At 60.0% G+C, this 18,562-nt stretch carries 20 protein-coding genes; 11 read left to right on the top strand and 9 right to left on the bottom strand.

The window, feature by feature from the left end; all coding sequences use genetic code 11:
- Nucleotides 1-49: 49 nt before the first annotated feature.
- Nucleotides 50-1,324, top strand: coding sequence for a DUF3422 family protein (locus tag F617_RS0101805; RefSeq protein ID WP_019564253.1), 1,275 nt, complete (start codon nt 50-52; stop codon nt 1,322-1,324).
- 9 nt (nt 1,325-1,333) lie between these two features.
- On the opposite strand, the gene F617_RS0101800 is transcribed toward F617_RS0101805, so the two are convergent.
- Complete coding sequence (locus F617_RS0101800; RefSeq protein WP_019564252.1) at nt 1,334-2,233, bottom strand: LysR family transcriptional regulator; 900 nt, start codon at nt 2,231-2,233, stop codon at nt 1,334-1,336.
- A 114-nt stretch (nt 2,234-2,347) separates the two neighbouring features.
- On the opposite strand from F617_RS0101800, the gene F617_RS0101795 reads away from it, so the two are divergent.
- The 3 genes from F617_RS0101795 to glcF all read left to right on the top strand — a co-directional run bounded on the left by F617_RS0101795 (nt 2,348) and on the right by glcF (nt 6,380).
- The gene (locus tag F617_RS0101795) at nt 2,348-3,781 is read left to right on the top strand and encodes an FAD-linked oxidase C-terminal domain-containing protein (protein ID WP_019564251.1); all 1,434 of its coding nucleotides are present in this window, start codon (nt 2,348-2,350) and stop codon (nt 3,779-3,781) included.
- A gap of 91 nt (nt 3,782-3,872) precedes the next feature.
- A complete protein-coding gene (gene glcE / locus F617_RS0101790; RefSeq protein WP_019564250.1) occupies nt 3,873-5,075 on the top strand; it encodes a glycolate oxidase subunit GlcE in 1,203 nt (400 codons plus the stop codon).
- A gap of 3 nt (nt 5,076-5,078) precedes the next feature.
- Nucleotides 5,079-6,380 carry a glycolate oxidase subunit GlcF gene (gene glcF, locus F617_RS0101785; protein ID WP_019564249.1) on the top strand — a complete coding sequence of 434 codons (1,302 nt, stop codon included), beginning with the start codon at nt 5,079-5,081 and terminating at the stop codon, nt 6,378-6,380.
- A gap of 233 nt (nt 6,381-6,613) precedes the next feature.
- On the opposite strand, the gene F617_RS0101780 is transcribed toward glcF, so the two are convergent.
- Nucleotides 6,614-7,273 (bottom strand): outer membrane beta-barrel protein, encoded by a 660-nt coding sequence (locus tag F617_RS0101780; RefSeq protein ID WP_019564248.1) that lies wholly within the window; start codon nt 7,271-7,273, stop codon nt 6,614-6,616.
- A 264-nt stretch (nt 7,274-7,537) separates the two neighbouring features.
- Nucleotides 7,538-8,311, bottom strand: coding sequence for a L,D-transpeptidase (locus F617_RS0101775; RefSeq protein WP_019564247.1), 774 nt, complete (start codon nt 8,309-8,311; stop codon nt 7,538-7,540).
- 237 nt (nt 8,312-8,548) lie between these two features.
- Between F617_RS0101775 and F617_RS0101770 the strand changes: the two genes are divergently transcribed.
- Together F617_RS0101770 and F617_RS0101765 are read left to right on the top strand one after the other, a co-directional pair.
- On the top strand, nt 8,549-9,178 hold the full coding sequence (locus F617_RS0101770; RefSeq protein WP_019564246.1) for a DNA-3-methyladenine glycosylase I: 630 nt from the start codon (nt 8,549-8,551) through the stop codon (nt 9,176-9,178).
- Complete coding sequence (locus F617_RS0101765) at nt 9,175-9,618, top strand: hypothetical protein (RefSeq protein WP_013635544.1); 444 nt, start codon at nt 9,175-9,177, stop codon at nt 9,616-9,618. The genes F617_RS0101770 and F617_RS0101765 overlap by 4 nt, the downstream gene beginning before the upstream one ends.
- Before the next feature lie 15 nt (nt 9,619-9,633).
- On the opposite strand, the gene F617_RS0101760 is transcribed toward F617_RS0101765, so the two are convergent.
- Entirely contained in the window at nt 9,634-10,677 is a 1,044-nt protein-coding gene (locus tag F617_RS0101760; RefSeq protein ID WP_019564245.1) for a YeiH family protein, read from the bottom strand.
- A gap of 82 nt (nt 10,678-10,759) precedes the next feature.
- On the opposite strand from F617_RS0101760, the gene F617_RS0101755 reads away from it, so the two are divergent.
- The gene (locus F617_RS0101755) at nt 10,760-11,677 is read left to right on the top strand and encodes a LysR substrate-binding domain-containing protein (protein ID WP_004432220.1); all 918 of its coding nucleotides are present in this window, start codon (nt 10,760-10,762) and stop codon (nt 11,675-11,677) included.
- A gap of 51 nt (nt 11,678-11,728) precedes the next feature.
- Here the strand turns inward: F617_RS0101755 and F617_RS0101750 are convergent, their stop codons facing one another.
- From F617_RS0101750 to F617_RS0101740, 3 genes are read right to left on the bottom strand one after another with little or no spacing between them, the layout of a single operon-like run.
- The gene (locus F617_RS0101750) at nt 11,729-12,493 is read right to left on the bottom strand and encodes a hypothetical protein (protein ID WP_019564244.1); all 765 of its coding nucleotides are present in this window, start codon (nt 12,491-12,493) and stop codon (nt 11,729-11,731) included.
- Between the two features lie 6 nt (nt 12,494-12,499).
- Nucleotides 12,500-12,769, bottom strand: a complete 270-nt coding sequence (locus F617_RS0101745) for a type II toxin-antitoxin system RelE/ParE family toxin (RefSeq protein WP_019564243.1) — start codon at nt 12,767-12,769, stop codon at nt 12,500-12,502.
- Nucleotides 12,753-12,986, bottom strand: coding sequence for a DUF6290 family protein (locus F617_RS0101740; protein ID WP_004432214.1), 234 nt, complete (start codon nt 12,984-12,986; stop codon nt 12,753-12,755). Before F617_RS0101740 ends, F617_RS0101745 begins: the two co-directional genes overlap by 17 nt.
- A 156-nt stretch (nt 12,987-13,142) precedes the next feature.
- On the opposite strand from F617_RS0101740, the gene hisS reads away from it, so the two are divergent.
- The 4 genes from hisS to hisG are packed head-to-tail and all read left to right on the top strand — an operon-like array spanning nt 13,143 to nt 16,872.
- Nucleotides 13,143-14,666: a histidine--tRNA ligase gene (gene hisS / locus F617_RS0101735; RefSeq protein ID WP_019564242.1), complete on the top strand. Its 1,524-nt coding sequence runs from the start codon at nt 13,143-13,145 to the stop codon at nt 14,664-14,666.
- A gap of 4 nt (nt 14,667-14,670) precedes the next feature.
- Nucleotides 14,671-15,039: a VOC family protein gene (locus F617_RS0101730; RefSeq protein ID WP_026330619.1), complete on the top strand. Its 369-nt coding sequence runs from the start codon at nt 14,671-14,673 to the stop codon at nt 15,037-15,039.
- Between the two features lie 16 nt (nt 15,040-15,055).
- A complete protein-coding gene (locus tag F617_RS0101725; RefSeq protein WP_004432209.1) occupies nt 15,056-16,183 on the top strand; it encodes an ATP phosphoribosyltransferase regulatory subunit in 1,128 nt (375 codons plus the stop codon).
- Entirely contained in the window at nt 16,180-16,872 is a 693-nt protein-coding gene (gene hisG / locus F617_RS0101720) for an ATP phosphoribosyltransferase (protein WP_019564241.1), read from the top strand. The genes F617_RS0101725 and hisG overlap by 4 nt, the downstream gene beginning before the upstream one ends.
- A 63-nt stretch (nt 16,873-16,935) precedes the next feature.
- Here hisG and F617_RS0101715 read toward each other — a convergent pair whose 3' ends face one another.
- Nucleotides 16,936-17,382: a DoxX family protein gene (locus tag F617_RS0101715; RefSeq protein ID WP_019564240.1), complete on the bottom strand. Its 447-nt coding sequence runs from the start codon at nt 17,380-17,382 to the stop codon at nt 16,936-16,938.
- A 260-nt stretch (nt 17,383-17,642) separates the two neighbouring features.
- A complete protein-coding gene (locus F617_RS0101710; protein ID WP_025592588.1) occupies nt 17,643-18,077 on the bottom strand; it encodes a hypothetical protein in 435 nt (144 codons plus the stop codon).
- Nucleotides 18,078-18,562: the final 485 nt, after the last annotated feature.

Here is an 18,562-nt window from a genome sequence, read left to right as displayed (position 1 = left end):
GCGATGGATGTTCTAGAAAACCGGCGAAACAGGCGGGGACGATATCGCTATGGCCAAGGGTAGATTTGCTTTCGCAAGCGCGCCGGAAAGATCGCTGGCTCTCGGCGAGGTTCATGCGCGGCCGACCGTGCTTCTCGCGCCGTCGCGCATCATCGTCCAGCTTGCCTTCATGATGGATGGCGGTTCTGCCGTGCATCACTCGGTCATTGCGGAGATGTCGCGCAGCCGGGGTGTCGCGCCGCCGGAACGGGATGCCCGCCACCATGCCATGCCCTGGGGGCAGGGCACGCTGCGCTGGGAGCGGCATACCGAATTCTCGACATGGTTCTGGGATGGCCCCGCGCCGGAAAAATTCGGCGGCGATATTGTCGGCGACCCGTTCGGCGACGGTTTTTCACCACCCGGCTCCCTGATATCAGGCATACGGCTGGAAATCCGTCCAGATGGCGCAACGGCCCCCAACGCGGAGACCATGTTCGAGCCGACGAGCCTCTGTTACAGCGACGTGCGCGACGGGCAGGCGGCGATCCTCACCGATTTCCGTCAGGATCGCGACGGGTTGACGCAGATATTGGTGATCGACCGTGGCTTGAGCGATTACAGCCGCGGTGCGCTGGTGCAGCGGCTGCTGGATATCGAGACCTATCGCACGCTCGCCATGCTCGGACTGCCGATGGCGCAGACGCTGTCGCCGGAAATCCGTCGCATCGAAGATGGCCTGACGGGAATCACCCAGCGCATGAAAAACGGCGCGCGCGACGAGGCCGATGCGCTGCTGGCGGAGATGACCCGGCTTGCGGCGGAACTGGAAGCCAATGCCGCGCTCAGCCTCTATCGTTTTGGCGCCAGCCGCGCCTATGACGGCATCGTGCGTGAACGTATTCGCGCGCTTGCGGAAACGCCGGTTCAGGGGCACGAGACCATGGGCAGCTTTCTGGAAAGGCGTCTGGCGCCCGCCATGCGCACCTGCCAGTCGGTCGAGGAGCGGCAGGCCAACCTGTCGCGCAAGCTCTATCGCGCCACGGCACTCGTCAGAAGCTGGATCGACGTGGAACTGGAACGGCAGAACACGGTGCTCCTGAACACCATGAACAAGCGCGCCGCCATGCAGCTTCGCCTGCAGCAGACGGTGGAAGGCCTGTCGGTCGCCGCCATCTCCTATTATGTCGTCGGATTGATCGGTTATCTCACCAAGGCGATCAGCCACGACGTGCTGCCGGTTGATCCCGCCGTGGTCACCGGTCTTTCCGTTCCCTTTGCCGTGCTCGGCGTCTGGTGGGTGGTGCGCCGCATTCGCCGCTCCCATGTCGAGGGCGGGCACTGAATACCGGCGTCAATCATGCTCCCAATAGGGTGAGGGGCCGTAAAGTCCGGCGAGATAGTCGATGAACAGCCGCACTTTCGCGGGCAGGAACTGGCGGCTTGGATAGACCGCCGACAGCGTGACGTTTCGCGATCCCCCATAGCTGGGTAGAACCTGCACCAGCCGGCCGGCGCGCAATTCGTGGCCGATATCCCAGGTGGAGCGCAACGCAATTCCCAGTCCCGATATCACCGCCTCGCGGATCACTTCGCTGGAATTGGTGACCAGCATGCCTTCCGGGCGGATGCTGAGCGCCCCGCCCGGTCCTTCCAGTCGCCAGATATCGTTGTTGTGGGCCGGCAGGCAGCGGTGCTTCTTAAGGTCCTCGATCGTCGCCGGCATGCCGTGGGCAGTGACATATTCCGCCGAGGCGCATAGCACGCGGCGCACCGGCGCCAGCCGGCGGGCGACGAGGCTGGAGGAATTGAGATCAGCGATGCGGATCGCCAGATCGTAACCGCCTTCGATGATATCGATGAATTCGTCGCTGAGCACCAGATTGACCGACAGGTCCGGGTGGCGCTCCATGAACGTCTTCAGATGCGGCGCGATATGCATGCGACCGAAGGAGGTGGGAGCTGAGATTTTCAGCGTGCCGTTGACGGTGTTGGCGCGCCCAGACACGAAATCCTCGGCATCCTCCAGCCCTTCCAACACGGCAAGTACCCGTTCGTAAAAGCCCTGGCCCGCTTCGGTCAGTGAGATCTGCCTTGTCGTGCGCTGGAACAGCCGTGCGCCGAGCTTTTCTTCCAGCCGCTTGATGCGCTTGGAAATAACAGCGGGCGAATAACCAAGCTCCTTGGCGGCAAGCGACATGCTGCCGGAGGCGGCAACGGTTGCGAAGACCTCCAGGTCGCCCAGATTTGTCACAGTTGCCTCCCGATTATTTCCAGAACGGAAAAAATCCTTAGCATTTGATTGCGCTCCTTCAAAGTGGTAAAGAAACAATACCACTTGGCAAGACGTGCATGGAGGAGGGGGGCGGTGACGCAGCCGATCAAGTTTCTGGAGCCGCGTGCGGCGGTTTTATTGAGCCGTGACCGCATCATATCCGATCTGAAGGATATCCTGGACGAAGACTGTCTCGTGCACGAGCCGCGTGAGCTCGTGCCTTTCGAGACCGACGCTTTCGTCTCCTACCGCCGCCTGCCGCTGGCCGTCGCCTTGCCGAAGACCACCGAAGAGGTCGCAGCGGTGCTGAAATATTGTCACCGTTACGGCATTCCTGTCGTGCCGCGCGGCGCGGGCACCTCGCTTTCCGGCGGCGCCATTCCGCAGGAAGATGCGGTGGTGATCGGCCTTTCGAAGATGTCCGCGATCCTCGAACTCGATTTTTACAATCGCACGGCAAGGGTACAGGCGGGCGTCACCAATCTCTCCATTTCCGATGCGGCCGGTGCGGAAGGCTTCTTTTATGCGCCGGACCCAAGCTCCCAGCTTGCCTGCACCATCGGCGGCAATGTCGGCATGAATTCCGGCGGCGCTCACTGCCTGAAATACGGTGTCACCACCAATAATCTGCTCGGCGTAAAAATGGTGCTTGTCGATGGCACGGTGATGGAGCTGGGCGGCAAGCATCTTGACGCCGCCGGTTACGATCTTCTCGCCCTCGTTTGCGGTTCGGAAGGCCAGCTCGGCATCGTCACAGAGGCGACGGTGCGGCTGATTGCCAAGCCGGAGGGCGCGCGCCCGGTGCTGTTTGGTTTCGAAACTTCCGAAGAAGCTGGCTCCTGCGTGGCCGATATCATCGGCGCGGGCATCATTCCTGTCGCCATCGAATTCATGGACAAGCCGGCAATCGAGATTTGCGAGGCCTTCGCCAAGGCCGGATATCCGCTGGATGTCGGCGCGCTGCTGATCGTCGAGGTCGAAGGCTCGGAGGCGGAAATGGACGCCATGCTGGCCGATATTGTCGCCATTGCGAAAAAACACGGCGTGAAGACGGTCAGGGAATGCCAGTCGGCCATGGAGGCCGCGGCGATCTGGAAGGGCCGGAAATCCGCTTTCGGCGCAACGGGCCGCATCGCGGACTATATCTGCATGGATGGCACGGTGCCGCTTTCCCAGCTTTCCTATGTGCTGAAAAAAACAAGCGAAATCACCGACCGCCTCGGCCTTCGCGTCGCTAATGTCTTTCATGCGGGCGATGGCAACATGCATCCGCTGATCCTGTTCAACGCCAACGATCCGCAAGACGCCGCCCGGGCCGAAGAGGCGGGCAATGAAATCCTGAAGCTGTGCGTCGATGCGGGCGGTTGCCTCACCGGCGAACACGGTGTCGGCATCGAAAAACGCGACCTGATGCGGCACCAATATGCCGAGGCTGATCTTGCCCAGCAGATGGCGGTTCGTGCTGCTTTTGACGAGGGCTGGCTGATGAACCCTTCCAAGGTGTTTCCGCTGGAGGGGAGGGGATGATGTATTTTAGCTTTGTAGCCTTGGTGGGTGCGGCTCACCCCTCCGTGCCCGGCAGGGCAGAGGAGGGTATCTCTTGCTCGGAGCGCACCCCATGCTGACCCCTTATGCAGAAACCCAGGTCGCCGACATCATCCGCGACCACACAACCCGAAAAACCCCGCTGAAAATCATCGGCGGCAACACCCGCTCCGGTTTCGGCAATGCGGTCGAGGCAGATGAAACGCTTTCCTCCCGCGCAATGTCTGGCATCATCGCCTACAACCCCGCAGAAATGGTCATGACGGTCAAAGCAGGCACACCGCTCGCCACCGTCGAGGCCGCCCTTGCGGAAAACCGGCAGATGATGGCCTTCGAGCCGATGGACCACCGCCCGATCATGGGAACCACAGGCGAGCCGACCATCGGCGGCGTCTTTGCTGCTAATGTTTCCGGCCCGCGCCGTTATGTGGCTGGTGCGGCGCGTGACAGCCTGCTCGGCATCCGTTTCGTCAATGGAAAGGCGGAAGTCATCAAGGCGGGTGGCCGGGTGATGAAGAATGTCACCGGGCTAGATCTCTCGAAGCTTCTGGCGGGTTCACACGGCACGCTCGGTTTTCTCACGGAAGTAACCTTCCGCGTGTTGCCGAAACCGCCAGCGGAAAAAACCGTGGTTGTCTGCGGTCTGGACGACGAGGCCGCGACGCGGATCATGGCGGCAGCGATGGCGATGAGCGTCGAGGTTTCCGGTGCGGCCCATCTGCCGGAAAGCGTTCGCTCCCATTTCATCGCAGGCGCGCTGCCGGAAGGTCCGGCGACAATCCTGCGGTTGGAAGGGCTCGGGGCTTCCGTCGAGGCGCGCGCGGCGAAACTCCTTTCCGTCATGGATCGGGTTGGCCCATGGGCGCTGCTGGAAGGCGAGGAGAGTGCTGTTTTATGGCGGCAGGTGCGGAATGTCGCGCCCTATGCCGGGCAAGATGCCAAACCGCTCTGGAAAGTCTCGGTCGCGCCGAGCGAAGGCCACAGGCTGGTTGCTGCCTTGCGCATGGAAGCGGGTATCGATGCCTTTTACGACTGGCAGGGTGGTCTCATCTGGATGCAGATGGAGGCGGACCCCGAAGCGGAATTGCTGCGCGGTGCCATCCGCGCGCTCGGCGGCGGGCACGCCACCTTGATGCGGGCGAGCGACACGGTGCGCGCCACCGTGCCGGCATTCGAACCGCGCCCGACGGCGGAGGCCATATTGTCTGCGCGCATCAGGGAAAAGCTCGATCCGGCGGGCATCTTCAATCCTGGCAAGATGGGAAGGGCCGTCTGAACCATGCAAACATCCTTCACGCCCGAGCAGCTGGCTGATCCGCATGTGGCGGAATCAGAAAAAATCCTGCGCAAATGTGTGCATTGCGGCTTCTGCACCGCCACCTGTCCCACCTATGTCACGCTTGGCAATGAGCTGGACAGTCCGCGCGGCCGCATTTACCTCATCAAGGACATGCTGGAAAATAGCCGCCCGGCGGACCGCGAAGTCGTCACCCATATCGACCGCTGCCTGTCCTGCCTTGCCTGCACCACCACCTGTCCGTCCGGCGTCGATTACATGCATCTTGTCGATCACGCCCGCGCCCATATCGAACAAACCTATAAACGTCCCTTCATGGACCGCCTGACCCGCAATCTTCTGGCTGCAGTTCTGCCTTATCCCGGTCGCTTCCGGATGGCCTTGCATCTGGCACGGATCACGCGACCCTTCGCCGGTGTGCTCGCGAAGTTTCCCGCGCTGAAACCGCTGCAATCCATGCTCGCTCTCGCCCCGGCTTCCGTGCCCGCCGTTTCAGCTTCTGCCCGTCCGGGTGAACGGTCAGCCGAAGGTGAAAAGCGGGGACGTGTCGCCATTCTTACCGGCTGCGCCCAGCCGGTGCTTGACCCTGGTATCAACGAGGCGACGCTGCGTCTTCTGGCGCGGCTTGGCGTCGAGGTTGTCGTGCCGAAGGGGGAAGGCTGCTGCGGATCGCTGGTGCATCATATGGGGCGCGAGGCTGAGGCGCTCGCCGCCGCCCGCCGCAATGTCGATGTATGGATGCGTGAAATGGAAAATGGCGGCCTCGATGCCGTCATCATCACCGCATCCGGCTGCGGCACGACCATCAAGGACTACGGCCATATGCTACGGCTTGATCCGGCCTATGCGGACAAAGCCGCACGGGTATCGGCACTCGCGAAGGACATCACCGAATATCTTGCCACGCTCGACCTGCCGCAAAAGGAAAGCCAGGGCCTAACGGTTGCCTATCATTCGGCCTGCTCCATGCAGCATGGCCAGAAGATCACCATGGCACCGAAGCAATTGCTGAAAGCGGCTGGTTTTACCGTCCGCGATCCGGCGGAAGGGCACCTCTGCTGCGGGTCGGCCGGAACCTATAACATCATGCAGCCGGAGATCTCAGGAAAGCTGAAGGCGCGCAAGGTGAGGAACATCGAGGCCACACGCGCGGATGTCATTGCCACCGGCAATATCGGCTGCATCACGCAGATCGCGACTGGCACGGAAATGCCGATCCTGCACACGGTCGAGCTGCTGGACTGGGCTTATGGCGGACCGAAACCCGCGAGGCTTTTGGCTTAGAGCGCCGTTCGCTTGTAAGGGCCATGGGACCCGACACAAGTTTCGGGCCGGTGCGTCGTTCGCTCTGCTCATCCTGTGTTTGTCACAGGATCCAGTCAGCCCAAGTTTTGGGCTTGAAGGCCTCTTCTCGCCGCGCAGACGCGTGTCGGATGGATCTCTGTGACAAGCACAGGAGTGAGGTTTGAGGGTAGCTTGGCACCTGTCGGAAAGCGCCCTCTATTGCCATCCCAGCTTTAGAACTTGTAGGCCACGCCGAAGTTCACCGCATTGGTCATGATATCGGTTTTCAGCTTGCCGCCATTGTCGATATCCACGTCGATAAAGGAGTAGGTGCCTTTATATTCCACGAAGGTCGACCAGTTGTCGGTTATGCGGTAGCTGAGGCCGGCCTGCGCCTGCAGGGTTGCGCCACCGAGCTGGTATTCGAAGGTTTTGCCGGAAGCCCGGGTAACCTCCACATGCGGCACGTTGATGCCAACGCCCGCGCCCACGTAAGGCGTCAGGCGCCAGGTCTCCAGCGGGAAACGATAGAGCGCGTTCAGCGTCAAAAGGTTCAGGCCGTCGGTGAACTCGAAATGCGACCAGCCGGAACGCGCCAGCGTCTGGTCGTCGGCATAGACCTTGTCATGGGTGTAATCGAGCGAGATGCCGAGATTGTTGAGCTGGCCTTCCTCGAACCAGTACGTGCCGCGCACCCCCCAATAGGCCGGGCTCGAAAATGACTTGCCTTCCCACCCCGCCCGGAAGTCCGTTCCGTCCGAAACCGTGACATCGCTGTGCGGGGCGCTTTGCCAGCCGCCGTAACCGGAAAATTCAAATTCCCCCGCGATTGCGGAAGAGAAGGAAACGCCGCTGAGCAGCAGGGCGCAAAGAATGGAAACGTGGCGCAGCATGGGGAGAATCCAGTTTGGTGTTGAGGACACACCAAACCGCTTTTTAGTAACATTTAAATGACAGAAACGAAAAACGGGCGGTCAGCTGACCACCCGTTTCAAGGCCGTTCCATCATCCCCCTGAGAGAGGTCCGGCGCCTGGCGTCCCCCGCCAAGTCTCCTTCAATCAATCTAGTAGCGATTGTACCGCTGCGGGACATCAATTCAAGCGCGATCTGCCGCGGTGTGGGCTGCAAAGTCCGCGTATTAGCGGCACCGTTGCCGTCATATCACAATGACGGTTGTTCCGACGTTCACACGCTCGTAAAGATCGGTGACATCCTCGTTGCGCATGCGGATGCAGCCTGAGGAATTGTTGCTGCCGATCGTCCAGGGCTGGTTGGTACCGTGGATGCGGTAAAGCGTGGAGCCGAGATACATGGCGCGCGCGCCCATCGGATTGGCAGGTCCGCCTTCCATGAAGGCCGGAAGGTAGTGCCCCTTCGTCGCTTCGCGGCTGATCATTTCTTTCGGGGGCGTCCAGCTCGGCCATTCCGCCTTGCGGGTCACCTTGTGCGTTCCGGCCCATTCGAAACCGGGCTTGCCGACACCGACGCCATAACGACGGGCCTTGCCATCCGCCATGACGAGATAGAGGAAGCGGTTCGGCGTATCGATGACGATGGTGCCGGGCTTCTGAGTGGTCTGGTAGCTCACGATCTGGGGCAGGAATTGCGGGGCGATCTGCGTGCGCACTGGCGCATTCGGGCGAACGGCGGCGTTCTGTACCCGGGCCGGGCGCTGCGAGGTGACGCCGGAGCTTGGGCGCTGTGGCATGGCGGCCTGGCGCTGCTGGAAGAAAGGCTGGCGGGCTGCTGGCGCGCGCGGGTAAACCACGGGCCGCACATTGCCGCCACCAAGCTGCGTTACCCAGGGGGCGGAAAGGTCTGGACTGACGACGACAGGCGGGCGCTCCCGGTAACGGTCACCAGCTGCGGCGGCCGGGGCGGCGAAGGTGGAAACGAGGCTCAGCGCCAGAAAAACGGACTTCATCGTCATCGGGTGGACTCTCTCTGCGGTATGTCGCAACAATAGCAATTGCGGGATCATTCGCCCGCCTTGCCGGCTACGTTCGCACCTTGACGCCAGCGAATCGTAAATGGCTGTTCATTAAAAAGCGCTTGATTAGAAAAAGCTGGATTTAAGGTTAGCGACCCGTTTTGAAACGTGGTGAATGAGTGGTAAGTGCGCGCATCACGCCGGTCACGGGCGGGAGCGAAAAAGGGTGGTTGCGGTATGAACGAGGCGGGACTTGAAACGGGCGCGGATGGCCGCGTGCGGTGTTTCTGGCAGCAGGGACTTGAGGATTACAGCCGCTACCATGACGGAGAATGGGGTTATCCCGTCACCGACGATCGCCGCCTGTTCGAGAAGATATGTCTCGAGGGCTTCCAGTCCGGCCTCTCTTGGCTGACGGTGTTGCGCAAGCGCGAGGCTTTCCGTCTTGCCTTTGCCAATTTCGAATTCGAAAAAGTTGCGGAGTTCGGTGAAGCCGACATTGAGCGCTGTGTTGCGGACAAGGGCATCATCCGCCATCGAGGCAAGATCGTGTCGACCATCAACAATGCCCGTCGCGCCATAGCGCTCCGGGACGAATTCGGTTCGCTTGCCCATTATTTCTGGGGGTTCGAGCCTTCCGCCGCAGAAAGGCCGCAAAGGCTGGACTATGCGACGTTAAGGGCCAACCCCACCAGCGACGCGTCCATTCGTCTTTCCAGGGATTTGAAAAAGCGCGGCTGGACCTTCGTCGGCCCGACGACCGTCTATGCATTCATGCAGGCCATGGGTATGGTCAACGATCATATCGAAGGCTGTCATTGCCGTGAGCCGATCGAGGCCATGCGGCGGGAGTTTGTACGTCCATGAAAGCAAAGTCCCTTCTTCTGGCTTTTGCCATGGCCGTGGCGGCCGTGCCGCATCCATCCCTTGCGGAAAGCCGCAACGTCGACGGCATCTGGCTGGACGACGGCGAAAGGCTCAAGGAAGTTGCCCTGCCGCCCACCGGGCCGTTGAAACTAGATGGCTGGACACGGCGCGGCCGTGGCGATGTCTACCGCCTGAAGGTCAAGGCCGGGCAGACGATGAAGGTCGAGCTTACCTCTTCCAGCGAATTCGTCCTGATGGCGATCTTTGATTTTTCGACGCCGGATCAGGACGCGATCTTTTTCAGCGACTCCGAAGGTAAAATCGCCACGTTGACGCCGAAGGCGGATACCGAATGGCTGATCCGCCCGACGCTTATCCTGGGATCACCGCGTCGCGGGCTCGGTGCGCATTATATCCTGACGGTCAGCACTCAGAAATAACGGCCCGCCGCACCTTCAGGCCGTTTGCGTCAGCGCGATCAGGCCGAAGCTCAAGATTCCAAGCAGCACGAGCGAGAGGCTGGCGGCGACGATGACTTTGCCCCCGGCATGGCGAAGGCTGCGAATGTCGACCGACAGACCAAGTGCCGCCATCGACATGATGGTGAGGATGTTGGAGAGCGAGGCGAGGGGTCCGAGCAGAACCTCGGGAATGAGGCCGAAGGAACGGGCCATGATCATCAGCACGAAGCAGATGATGAACCACGGAACCATCTGCTGCAACTTCAGCCGGCCCTTGCCGGACTGGCCGTGGATGACGGAGAGGGCAGCAATGACCGGCCCCAGCATCAGGACGCGTATGAGCTTGACGATTGTCCCAGTCTGCACCGCAACGGCGCCGAGCGGGGCGGTGGCGGCTAGCACCTGCGGTACGGCATAGACCGTCAGGCCAGCGAAGATGCCATATTGGGTGGCATCAAGACCGAGAAGCTGCGGCAGAAACGGCATCAGCAGAACGGCGGCGACACCGAGAACGGCTGTAAAAGCAATCGAGGCGGCGACATCTTCTGGCTTGGCGCCAATGGCGGGCGCTGCCGCCGCGATCGCCGAATTGCCGCAGATGGAATTGCCGCAGGCGATAAGGGTTGCGAGTTTGGGTGGCAGCCCCAGCATCCGCCCGGCGGCATAGCTGAAGATCAGCGACAGGGCGACGATGACAGCGATGCCGCCGATCAGCAAACCGCCGGCGCCTTTTAGAATGGCAAGGCTCAAGGATGCGCCAAGAAGCGCCACCGCAATCTCGAGCAGGGTCTTGGCACTGAACTTGATGCCAGCCGAAGCAACCGCTGGCAGCGACACGAGCGAACGCAAAAGCGTACCGATCAGAATAGCCAGCACCAGATCGCCGAGCCATGCATGTCCGGCAAGCCGCACCTGAAATCGTTCCGCCAGAATGGCAGCGCAACTGACCGCCGCGCAAAGCAGAATGCCCGGCAGAAGCGGGGTCAGCGAACGAAAAGAAGACTGGAAGGGATGAGTGAGGGTGCGATGCTGTGCCATGGACAGACAATACCGGAATGGCCTGTTTTATTCTATCAAATAATATGGCATATATTATTCGATAAAATCGAATGAAAAAGCCATGACCTTCGAACAACTCCGCATTTTCATCGCCGTCGCCGAACGCGAGCACCTGACAAGGGCCGCGCAGGCAATCGGTTTGACCGCCTCGGCTGTCAGTTCCGCTATCAAGAACCTCGAGGCATTTTACAATGTCGAGCTGTTCCATCGCGTCGGCCGCAATATCGAATTGACCGAAAGCGGCCGGGTGTTTCTGGGTGAGGCCAGGGCGACGCTGGCGCGTGTGCGCAGCGCCGAACTGATTCTCTCCGAAATGGGCGGTCTGACGCGCGGCGAAATCACTGTCTGCGCCAGCCAGACCATTGCCAGCTACTGGCTGCCGCCGATCCTCATGCAATTCAAGAAGCTTTATCCGGGTGTTACGCTGAAACTCGATATCGGCAATACGAAAACGGTAACGCAGGCCGTGCTCGATGGGCTGGCTGAGGTCGGCTTCATCGAGGGCAAGATCGACGAGCCGGCGCTGATGGTGCAGCCCGTGGTATCCGACAAGCTTCTGGTCGTCACCGGCTCCGCCCACCCCTTCGCCGACGGCCGTTATCTTACCGCCCTCGATATTCTATACGGAACGTCCTGGGTGTTGCGCGAACAGGGTTCCGGCACCCGCTCCGCCTTCGAGGCGGCGGTGCGGCAGATGGGGGTCGACCCGGCAGATCTTTCCGTTATGCTGGAATTGCCCTCCAACGAGGCCGTGGTGATGGCGGCACGCTCCGGCGGCGCGGCGACGGCGGTTTCCGCTTCCGTCGCCTCCCTCTTCTTACGCCAGGGATTGTTGGTCCGCGCCGGCATCGATCTGCCCGCCCGCAATTTTGCTCTGTTGCGCCACAAGGAACGTCACACCAGCCGTGCCGCCATGGAACTGGAACGCCTCAGCCGTGCCGCCTCGGAGGACTACAAGGCCGGTCTTGCCGGTTTGTAGGTCGAAAGGCCGCGCGGCATTATCGGGATCGCGGTGCGCGGGCAGAGCCTCTCACGTCAGCTCATGCGCAACGACGTGATGAACGATTCGATAGTCCCTGCTTTCCTCTCCCAACGGAGCGAGTGGCCATTCCCATGCGGCGGCCGGCGCGGACAGATCAGCGCCATGCAGCAAGTCCTCGTGCTGGTGCAGGCTGCCGTCTTCGCCGATAACGTCAAAGGATGTGTCCGTTACTAGGCACACCTTGCAGGGAAGGGCGGCCAGCGCATCCAGATGCGTCTGAATGAGCCTCGGCAAAAGGTCATCAGGCGCGCCGGCAATCTTCTCCCGCTCCAGCCGATGCCGCGCGCCGGTGCCGATCTGTGACAGGAGGTTGGCCGAGACGACGAAATCCAGATAGGGCACCCGCCGCAGGAACTCGAGCGGTTCCGGTTCTTTACCGGCAACGATATCGTCAAAACCGGAAAGATCGCGGTTGACGATGCGCACATTCTTTTTGGAATTGAAGCGCAGTTTCGCCTGCACGCTGGCAAGATGCACCAGATCGACCAGAACTACGGTATCGAACATCGCCACCAGCGCATCGTATGGCACGTCGCGCAGCAGACCCGACCCGAGCACCACCGCCGTCCGCCTCTGTTTGAGTTTTCTCACCGATTGCAGCACAAATTGCTGGCTGTTGTTTTCATGCTCCGCCCATGCTGTTGCGCAGCGATTGGCGCGCGCCCATAGATTGACGGAATAGCGGATATGCGGCCGGAATGGGTTCGGCGTGGCCGCACGCGTGGCGGCATATTGCAGGGCTTCGAGGATCATTGATGCCTAACGGTAAATTTCGCGGCGATGGCCAATTTCCACCACCAGCACGACAAGCTTGTTGTCCTGTATATCGCAGATGATACGGTAATCGCCTACCCGGTAACGCCAGAAGCTGCCGAGTTCTGAGCCTTGCAGGGCGGCACCTGTCTGGCGGGGATTGTCGTCCTGGACGACCCGGTCCGCCAGAAAAGAAACGATGCGGTTCGCGTCCTGCTTTGCCAACTTTCCAAGCTGTTTGACGGCTCGGTGCTGAAATTCAATTTTCCAGGTCAAGATCGCGCATCACTTCTTCCAGATTATAGGTGCGCTCTTTATTGGCAATGCGCTGTCGCGTCGCCTCTTCGGCTAAATAGAGATCTTCCATATCCTCAATATGTTTCTCAATCGCCTCGCGGATATAGTATGCGGACGTACGGCCCGTGCGCTCGGAAAGCGCTTTCAGCCGTTCATAGGTCTCGTCCGGCAGGCGGATGGCAGTCTGTTTGCTCATTGCTTGCGCCCTTTTCGACTAAAATGGGATACATGCATCCCATATAGCATTGTTTGCCCCGTGCGGCCAGTAGAACCAGAGGCTTTGCGGCTTGCCGCACCGGGCTTCATCATCTAATACACCGGCATAATTTCAGGAAAATATCGGATCGGCATCATGAGCGAAAAAGCAAAAAAGCCTCAGAAACTGAAAGCCCGCCTGCCGCGTGGCTTCGTGGACCGTTCTGCTGCCGATATCCATGCCACCAATGAAATGATCGACAAGATCCGCAAGGTCTACGAGCTTTACGGCTTCGATCCGGTGGAAACACCGCTGTTTGAATATACCGATGCGCTCGGCAAATTCCTGCCTGATAGCGACCGTCCGAACGAGGGCGTATTTTCGCTGCAGGATGACGACGACCAGTGGATGAGCCTGCGTTACGATCTCACTGCACCGCTTGCCCGCCATGTCGCGGAAAATTTCAACGAAATCCAGCTGCCCTACCGTACCTATCGCGCCGGTTATGTGTTTCGCAATGAAAAGCCCGGCCCCGGCCGCTTCCGCCAGTTCATGCAGTTCGATGCCGATACGGTCGGTGCTGCCGGTGTGCAGGCCGATGCCGAAATGTGCATGATGATGGCCGATACGCTGGAAGCGCTTGGCATTGCGCGCGGTGATTATGTCATCCGCGTCAACAACCGCAAGGTGCTGGACGGCGTCATGGAGGCCATCGGCCTTGGTGGCGAGGAAAATGCCGGTCGTCGCCTGAACGTGCTGCGCGCCATCGACAAGCTCGACAAGTTCGGCCCTGATGGTGTGAAGCTGCTGCTCGGTCCCGGCCGCAAGGATGAGTCCGGCGATTTCACCAAGGGTGCGGGTCTCGGTGAAGAGCAGATCGAAAAGGTTCTGTTTTTCGTCGGCATCAAGGATTATGCGGAAAGCGCCGATGATCTCGCACAACTGGTTGCGGGCACATCCAAAGGCGCGGAAGGCGTCGATGAACTGAACATCATCGGCTCTCTGGTTTCCGGTGCCGGTTACGATGCGACGCGTATCAAGATCGATCCCTCCGTCGTGCGCGGTCTCGAATATTACACCGGCCCTGTCTATGAGGCCGAACTGACCTTCGACGTCACCAACGAAAAGGGCGAAAAGGTCGTCTTTGGCTCGGTCGGCGGTGGCGGCCGTTATGATGGTCTCGTCTCTCGCTTCATGGGTCAGCCAGTTCCGGCAACAGGCTTCTCCATCGGCGTTTCCCGTCTGATGACGGCCTTGAAGAACCTCGGCAAACTCGGTCAGGTCAAGCCGCTCGCCCCGGTTCTCATCACCGTCATGGATGGCGATGTGGACAGCATGGGCCGCTACCAGCGCTTCACGCAGGCGCTGCGTGCCGAGGGTATCCGCGCCGAAATGTACCAGGGCAACTGGAAGAAATTCGGCAATCAGCTGAAATATGCCGACCGTCTCGGCTCCCCCATCGCCATCATCCAGGGCGGTGACGAGCGCGCCGAAGGCGTCGTGCAGATCAAGGATCTAATCGAAGGCAAGCGCCTCTCCGGCGAGATCGAGGACAATGCCAGCTGGCGCGAAGCGCGGGTGGCACAGATCACCGCGCCGGAGACGGAACTGGTGGCGAAGGTTCGCGAGATTCTGGAGCATCATGCAGAGGACGTTCGCCGCGCCGCTGAAGGGCGCTGAGGCGATGGCGATCCTCGCGCTCGATCACCTTCAACTGGCGATGCCCGTCGGCCGGGAAGACGAGGCGCGCGCCTTTTATGGCGACCTGCTCGGCTTTGCGGAGCAGGCGAAACCCGCCAATCTGGCGGCGCGGGGCGGATGCTGGTTCTCATCTGGACCGATAAAACTCCACCTCGGCATCGATCAGGATTTCAGACCTGCCAGGAAAGCCCATCCTGCCTTTCTGGTAGACGATCTCAGTATCTTGCGAAAAACACTTGAAACTGCAGGCTACCATGTGGTTGAGGATGAGCCGCTCGAAGGATATCACCGGTTTTATGTCCTTGATCCCTTCGGAAACCGCATCGAAATGATGCAGCCGCTCGAACCGTGACGAAAAGTACCGTTCCATGCCCCTGATCGACATGCCGGAATTTTCCGGAGAGCTACTGGAAGAATTCGCCGCGCGGCGCACAAGTCGTGTGAATACGCCTGTCATCCAGCCTGCCGAACCGTTTCTGGATATGGCGGGCGAGGATTTGCGCCGGCGTATTTTCATGACGGAGAGCGAGACAGGCGAAAGCCTGTGCCTGCGCCCCGAATTCACTATTCCCGTCTGCCTGCGCCATATCGAGACAGCGACGGGTACGCCGAAGCGTTACTCCTATCTGGGCGAGGTCTTCCGCCAGCGCCGGGAGGGTGCGAACGAGTTTTATCAGGCCGGCATCGAGGATCTTGGCGATACCGATATCGCCGCCGCCGATGCCCGCGCCGTGATTGATGCAACCGCCATTCTGAAACGCCTTTTGCCTGGCCGTTCGCTCGCCGTCACGCTGGGCGACCAGCAGGTGTTCGAGGCGGTCGTTGCAGCGCTCGGCCTGCCGCTCGGTTGGCAGAAACGGCTGGTGCAGGCTTTCGGCGATATGGCGCAGCTCGACGCGCTGCTGGAAAGCCTCGTGCACCCCAAGCCCATGACCGGCCTTGACGCGCGGGTCGCTGGACTTCTGGCAACGGGCGAAGAGGCGGTGCTGGTCGATTATCTCGACACGGTAATGCAGGAAACCGGCTATTCCACCAATGCCAGCCGCTCGCCGCAGGAAATAGCCCGCCGTCTGCGGGAAAAGCTGGCGCTTGCCGCCACGCGTCTGCCGGATGAGAGTTTCGAACTGCTCAAGCAGTTCCTGGCCCTGCAGGCGCCCTTGCCGCAGGCCTCGCAAGTTCTGGCCGATTTTGCCGCAAAGGCGAAGCTGAAGCTGGACGGTGCGCTTTCCGCTTTCGATAAGCGTGTCGCGGCCCTTGCCAATGCCGGGGTCGATCTCGAAACAGTCAGCTACGGCGCGGCCTTCGGCCGTCCGCTCGATTATTATACTGGCCTCGTTTTCGAGGTGATGGAAGAAGGTAGCGATAGCGTTTTGGCCGGTGGTGGCCGTTTTGACCGGCTGCTGACGCTGCTTGGCGCGCAGGAAAAAATACCGGCCGTGGGCTTTTCCCTCTGGCTGGATCGCATCGAAACGGTGCGCGGGAGCGATAAGCCATGATCACCATTGCCTTGCCCTCAAAGGGCCGGATGAAGGAAGACGCCTCCGCCGTTCTGGAACGCGCCGGGCTGAAGGTCGCAGCTGTCGGTAACGACCGGTCCTATCGCGGCCGCATCGAAGGGCGCGACGATATCGAGATTGCCTATCTCTCAGCCTCCGAGATCGCCCGCGAAATTGGTGCTGGCAGCGTGGATTTCGGCGTGACGGGTGAAGACCTGGTGCGAGAGGGGCTGACCAACGCCGATGCGCAGGTGGAATTCTGCGCCCGCCTCGGTTTCGGCCATGCCGATGTCGTTGTCGCCGTGCCGGAAATCTGGCTGGATGTGGACAGCATGGCCGATCTCGGCGATGTGGCCTCGGAATTCCGTGCCCGTCATGGTCGCCGTTTGGCAATCGCAACCAAATACTGGCGGCTGACGCAGCAGTTCTTTTCGCGCCAGCATGGCATTCAGCTTTACCGTATTGTCGAAAGCCTTGGCGCCACCGAAGGTGCGCCGGCGGCAGGGCAGGCGGATATCATCGTCGATATCACCTCCACCGGCTCGACGCTGAAAGCTAACCACCTGAAAATTCTCTCCGACGGCATCATCGTCCGCTCGGAAGCCTGTTTCGTGCGCGCCCGCAAGCCGGAGCACGAAGGTGATCCGGCGGTTCATGAGATCGCGGCGCGAATAAAAGCGGCTGTCTGAAAGCACAAAAGAAAAAAGCCGCCGGATCGCTCCGGCGGCTTTTTTCTTGGTCAGCCTATGGATTCAGGCGCGGGCGGTAACGAAGCCGCGCTTTGCATCGACGGAGTAGGCGCCTGCACCGAAGGTTGCGAGCAGGATATAGGCGCCGGCAAGGGTGATGTTCTTCATCAGCATGATGCCGTTCAGCGTGTTGATCCAGCCGAGAGCAGGCTCAGGCCAACCGGGAACGGCAACGGTGCCGCTGTGGAATACGAGGCCGGTGAACACGCAGAATGCTGCAAGCGCCCATGCGGCGATCTTCGTCTGGAAACCGGCGAGAATGGCAAGACCGGCAACGAGTTCGAACAGGCCGGCAAGATAGGCAAGCGCGGTTGCGCCAGGCATGCCGGCGCCCGAGATCATGCCGGCAGTGCCAGCCGGATCAGTGAGTTTGCCGAAGCCGGAATAGATGAAGATGAAGGAAAGCAGAATGCGGGCGATGAGAACGAGAGCGTTCTGGCTGCTGGACATGGAGTATCTCCGGTAAGTGATCGGCGTGTCGCCGGTTAAACTGCAAGGTGATGTCTGGAGATATCAATGACCGAAAATCATGCATCTATAAAGATGAACAATATAAGACAAATTGTCTTCATTTTGTGAACGACCAACAATGTCGTTCAATGACATAGAGCGCGCATCCCGTTTGAACGGGACCATTCGACTCGATCTATCTAATTGTTTTAACAAATTTTCCTGACATAAAGCCGCTGCGCAGTTTCACTGGAAACGCTCTAGGCGGCGAAGCGCATATCCTCGAAACGCGGAAACAGGAAGAGCCCCGAAATGCGCCCTTGCTGGCCGATCTCGAAACCCGAGGATTCGCCCATGCAAATAAGCGGCTGCCGCATTGCCGGCAGGGTGAACAGGCCGGTGGAAAAGCAGAAGCGTGAGGGTGCGGCGGAAGCCTGTTCGAAAATTTCGAGCACGCGGTCGTGGTGACCCCGATCGTAACAGCGGATCAGGCTGAGCAGGCCGCACTCACCCTGCGGCAGCCCATGCATGAAAGATGCATGTTCGCCAAGCTTGATGACGCCGCTCGAAAGATCGCCGCTCCATTCCTCCGAAATGAAGAAATGCGAGAGGGTCTGAGTATCCGGCATGGTTGTCGCGGCCGCAGGCAGAGCATCGTTGCGTCTTGATATTTCGAACAAATCGCGCCCCCGCATGAACATCGTACCAGCGCTGCAATCTCAAGCGTCGCTGCCAAGTTGATTTTTCATCGCCATCCGCATTCGAGCGTGCTTGCCAAGCATCGAACCCCTTCAATGCTTGCATCCCGCCGCGGCACCCTCACGGGCGCTGACTTATAGTTTATTTTCTTCTACCGACAACAACCTGTCAGAGAGAAAATCAAAAATAATATGTATTCCTTCATCGTAATCGCGAAATATATGAAAAAAAGACAACTAAATGTCGTGCTTATAAACTGAAGAGGGCGAAAATCCGCCCCATCGGCAATTGTGATTCGCCTCTATCGGCACCCGATTATTGCACGCGCTGCCAAAAACAAGCTGACTAAAGTTATCGCTGTTTCAAAAAGAGACAATATTTTTTAAGCCCGATCCCGGCAAGTGAAGATATCGCGCCAGCTGTCCCAAGGGGCATGGGCGGCAACGAAAAAGGGCGATCCGAAGACCGCCCTTTCGTATTC

Origin of the sequence: Agrobacterium sp. 10MFCol1.1, assembly GCF_000381165.1 — a bacterium.
GTDB classification, from domain to species: Bacteria; Pseudomonadota; Alphaproteobacteria; order Rhizobiales; family Rhizobiaceae; genus Agrobacterium; species Agrobacterium tumefaciens.
This window is presented reverse-complemented; position numbering and strand designations above follow the sequence as displayed.

Bases quoted from the DNA above. Each gene is read 5' to 3' on its own strand.
- F617_RS0101805 (WP_019564253.1), top strand. From the start codon at position 50: ATGGCCAAGGGTAGATTTGCTTTCGCAAGCGCGCCGGAAAGATCGCTG.
- glcE (WP_019564250.1), top strand. From the start codon at position 3,873: ATGCTGACCCCTTATGCAGAAACCCAGGTCGCCGACATCATCCGCGAC.
- glcF (WP_019564249.1), top strand. From the start codon at position 5,079: ATGCAAACATCCTTCACGCCCGAGCAGCTGGCTGATCCGCATGTGGCG.
- F617_RS0101780 (WP_019564248.1), bottom strand. From the start codon at position 7,273: ATGCTGCGCCACGTTTCCATTCTTTGCGCCCTGCTGCTCAGCGGCGTT.
- F617_RS0101775 (WP_019564247.1), bottom strand. From the start codon at position 8,311: ATGACGATGAAGTCCGTTTTTCTGGCGCTGAGCCTCGTTTCCACCTTC.
- F617_RS0101770 (WP_019564246.1), top strand. From the start codon at position 8,549: ATGAACGAGGCGGGACTTGAAACGGGCGCGGATGGCCGCGTGCGGTGT.
- F617_RS0101765 (WP_013635544.1), top strand. From the start codon at position 9,175: ATGAAAGCAAAGTCCCTTCTTCTGGCTTTTGCCATGGCCGTGGCGGCC.
- F617_RS0101760 (WP_019564245.1), bottom strand. From the start codon at position 10,677: ATGGCACAGCATCGCACCCTCACTCATCCCTTCCAGTCTTCTTTTCGT.
- F617_RS0101755 (WP_004432220.1), top strand. From the start codon at position 10,760: ATGACCTTCGAACAACTCCGCATTTTCATCGCCGTCGCCGAACGCGAG.
- F617_RS0101750 (WP_019564244.1), bottom strand. From the start codon at position 12,493: ATGATCCTCGAAGCCCTGCAATATGCCGCCACGCGTGCGGCCACGCCG.
- F617_RS0101740 (WP_004432214.1), bottom strand. From the start codon at position 12,986: ATGAGCAAACAGACTGCCATCCGCCTGCCGGACGAGACCTATGAACGG.
- hisS (WP_019564242.1), top strand. From the start codon at position 13,143: ATGAGCGAAAAAGCAAAAAAGCCTCAGAAACTGAAAGCCCGCCTGCCG.
- F617_RS0101730 (WP_026330619.1), top strand. From the start codon at position 14,671: ATGGCGATCCTCGCGCTCGATCACCTTCAACTGGCGATGCCCGTCGGC.
- F617_RS0101725 (WP_004432209.1), top strand. From the start codon at position 15,056: ATGCCCCTGATCGACATGCCGGAATTTTCCGGAGAGCTACTGGAAGAA.
- hisG (WP_019564241.1), top strand. From the start codon at position 16,180: ATGATCACCATTGCCTTGCCCTCAAAGGGCCGGATGAAGGAAGACGCC.
- F617_RS0101715 (WP_019564240.1), bottom strand. From the start codon at position 17,382: ATGTCCAGCAGCCAGAACGCTCTCGTTCTCATCGCCCGCATTCTGCTT.
- F617_RS0101710 (WP_025592588.1), bottom strand. From the start codon at position 18,077: ATGCGGGGGCGCGATTTGTTCGAAATATCAAGACGCAACGATGCTCTG.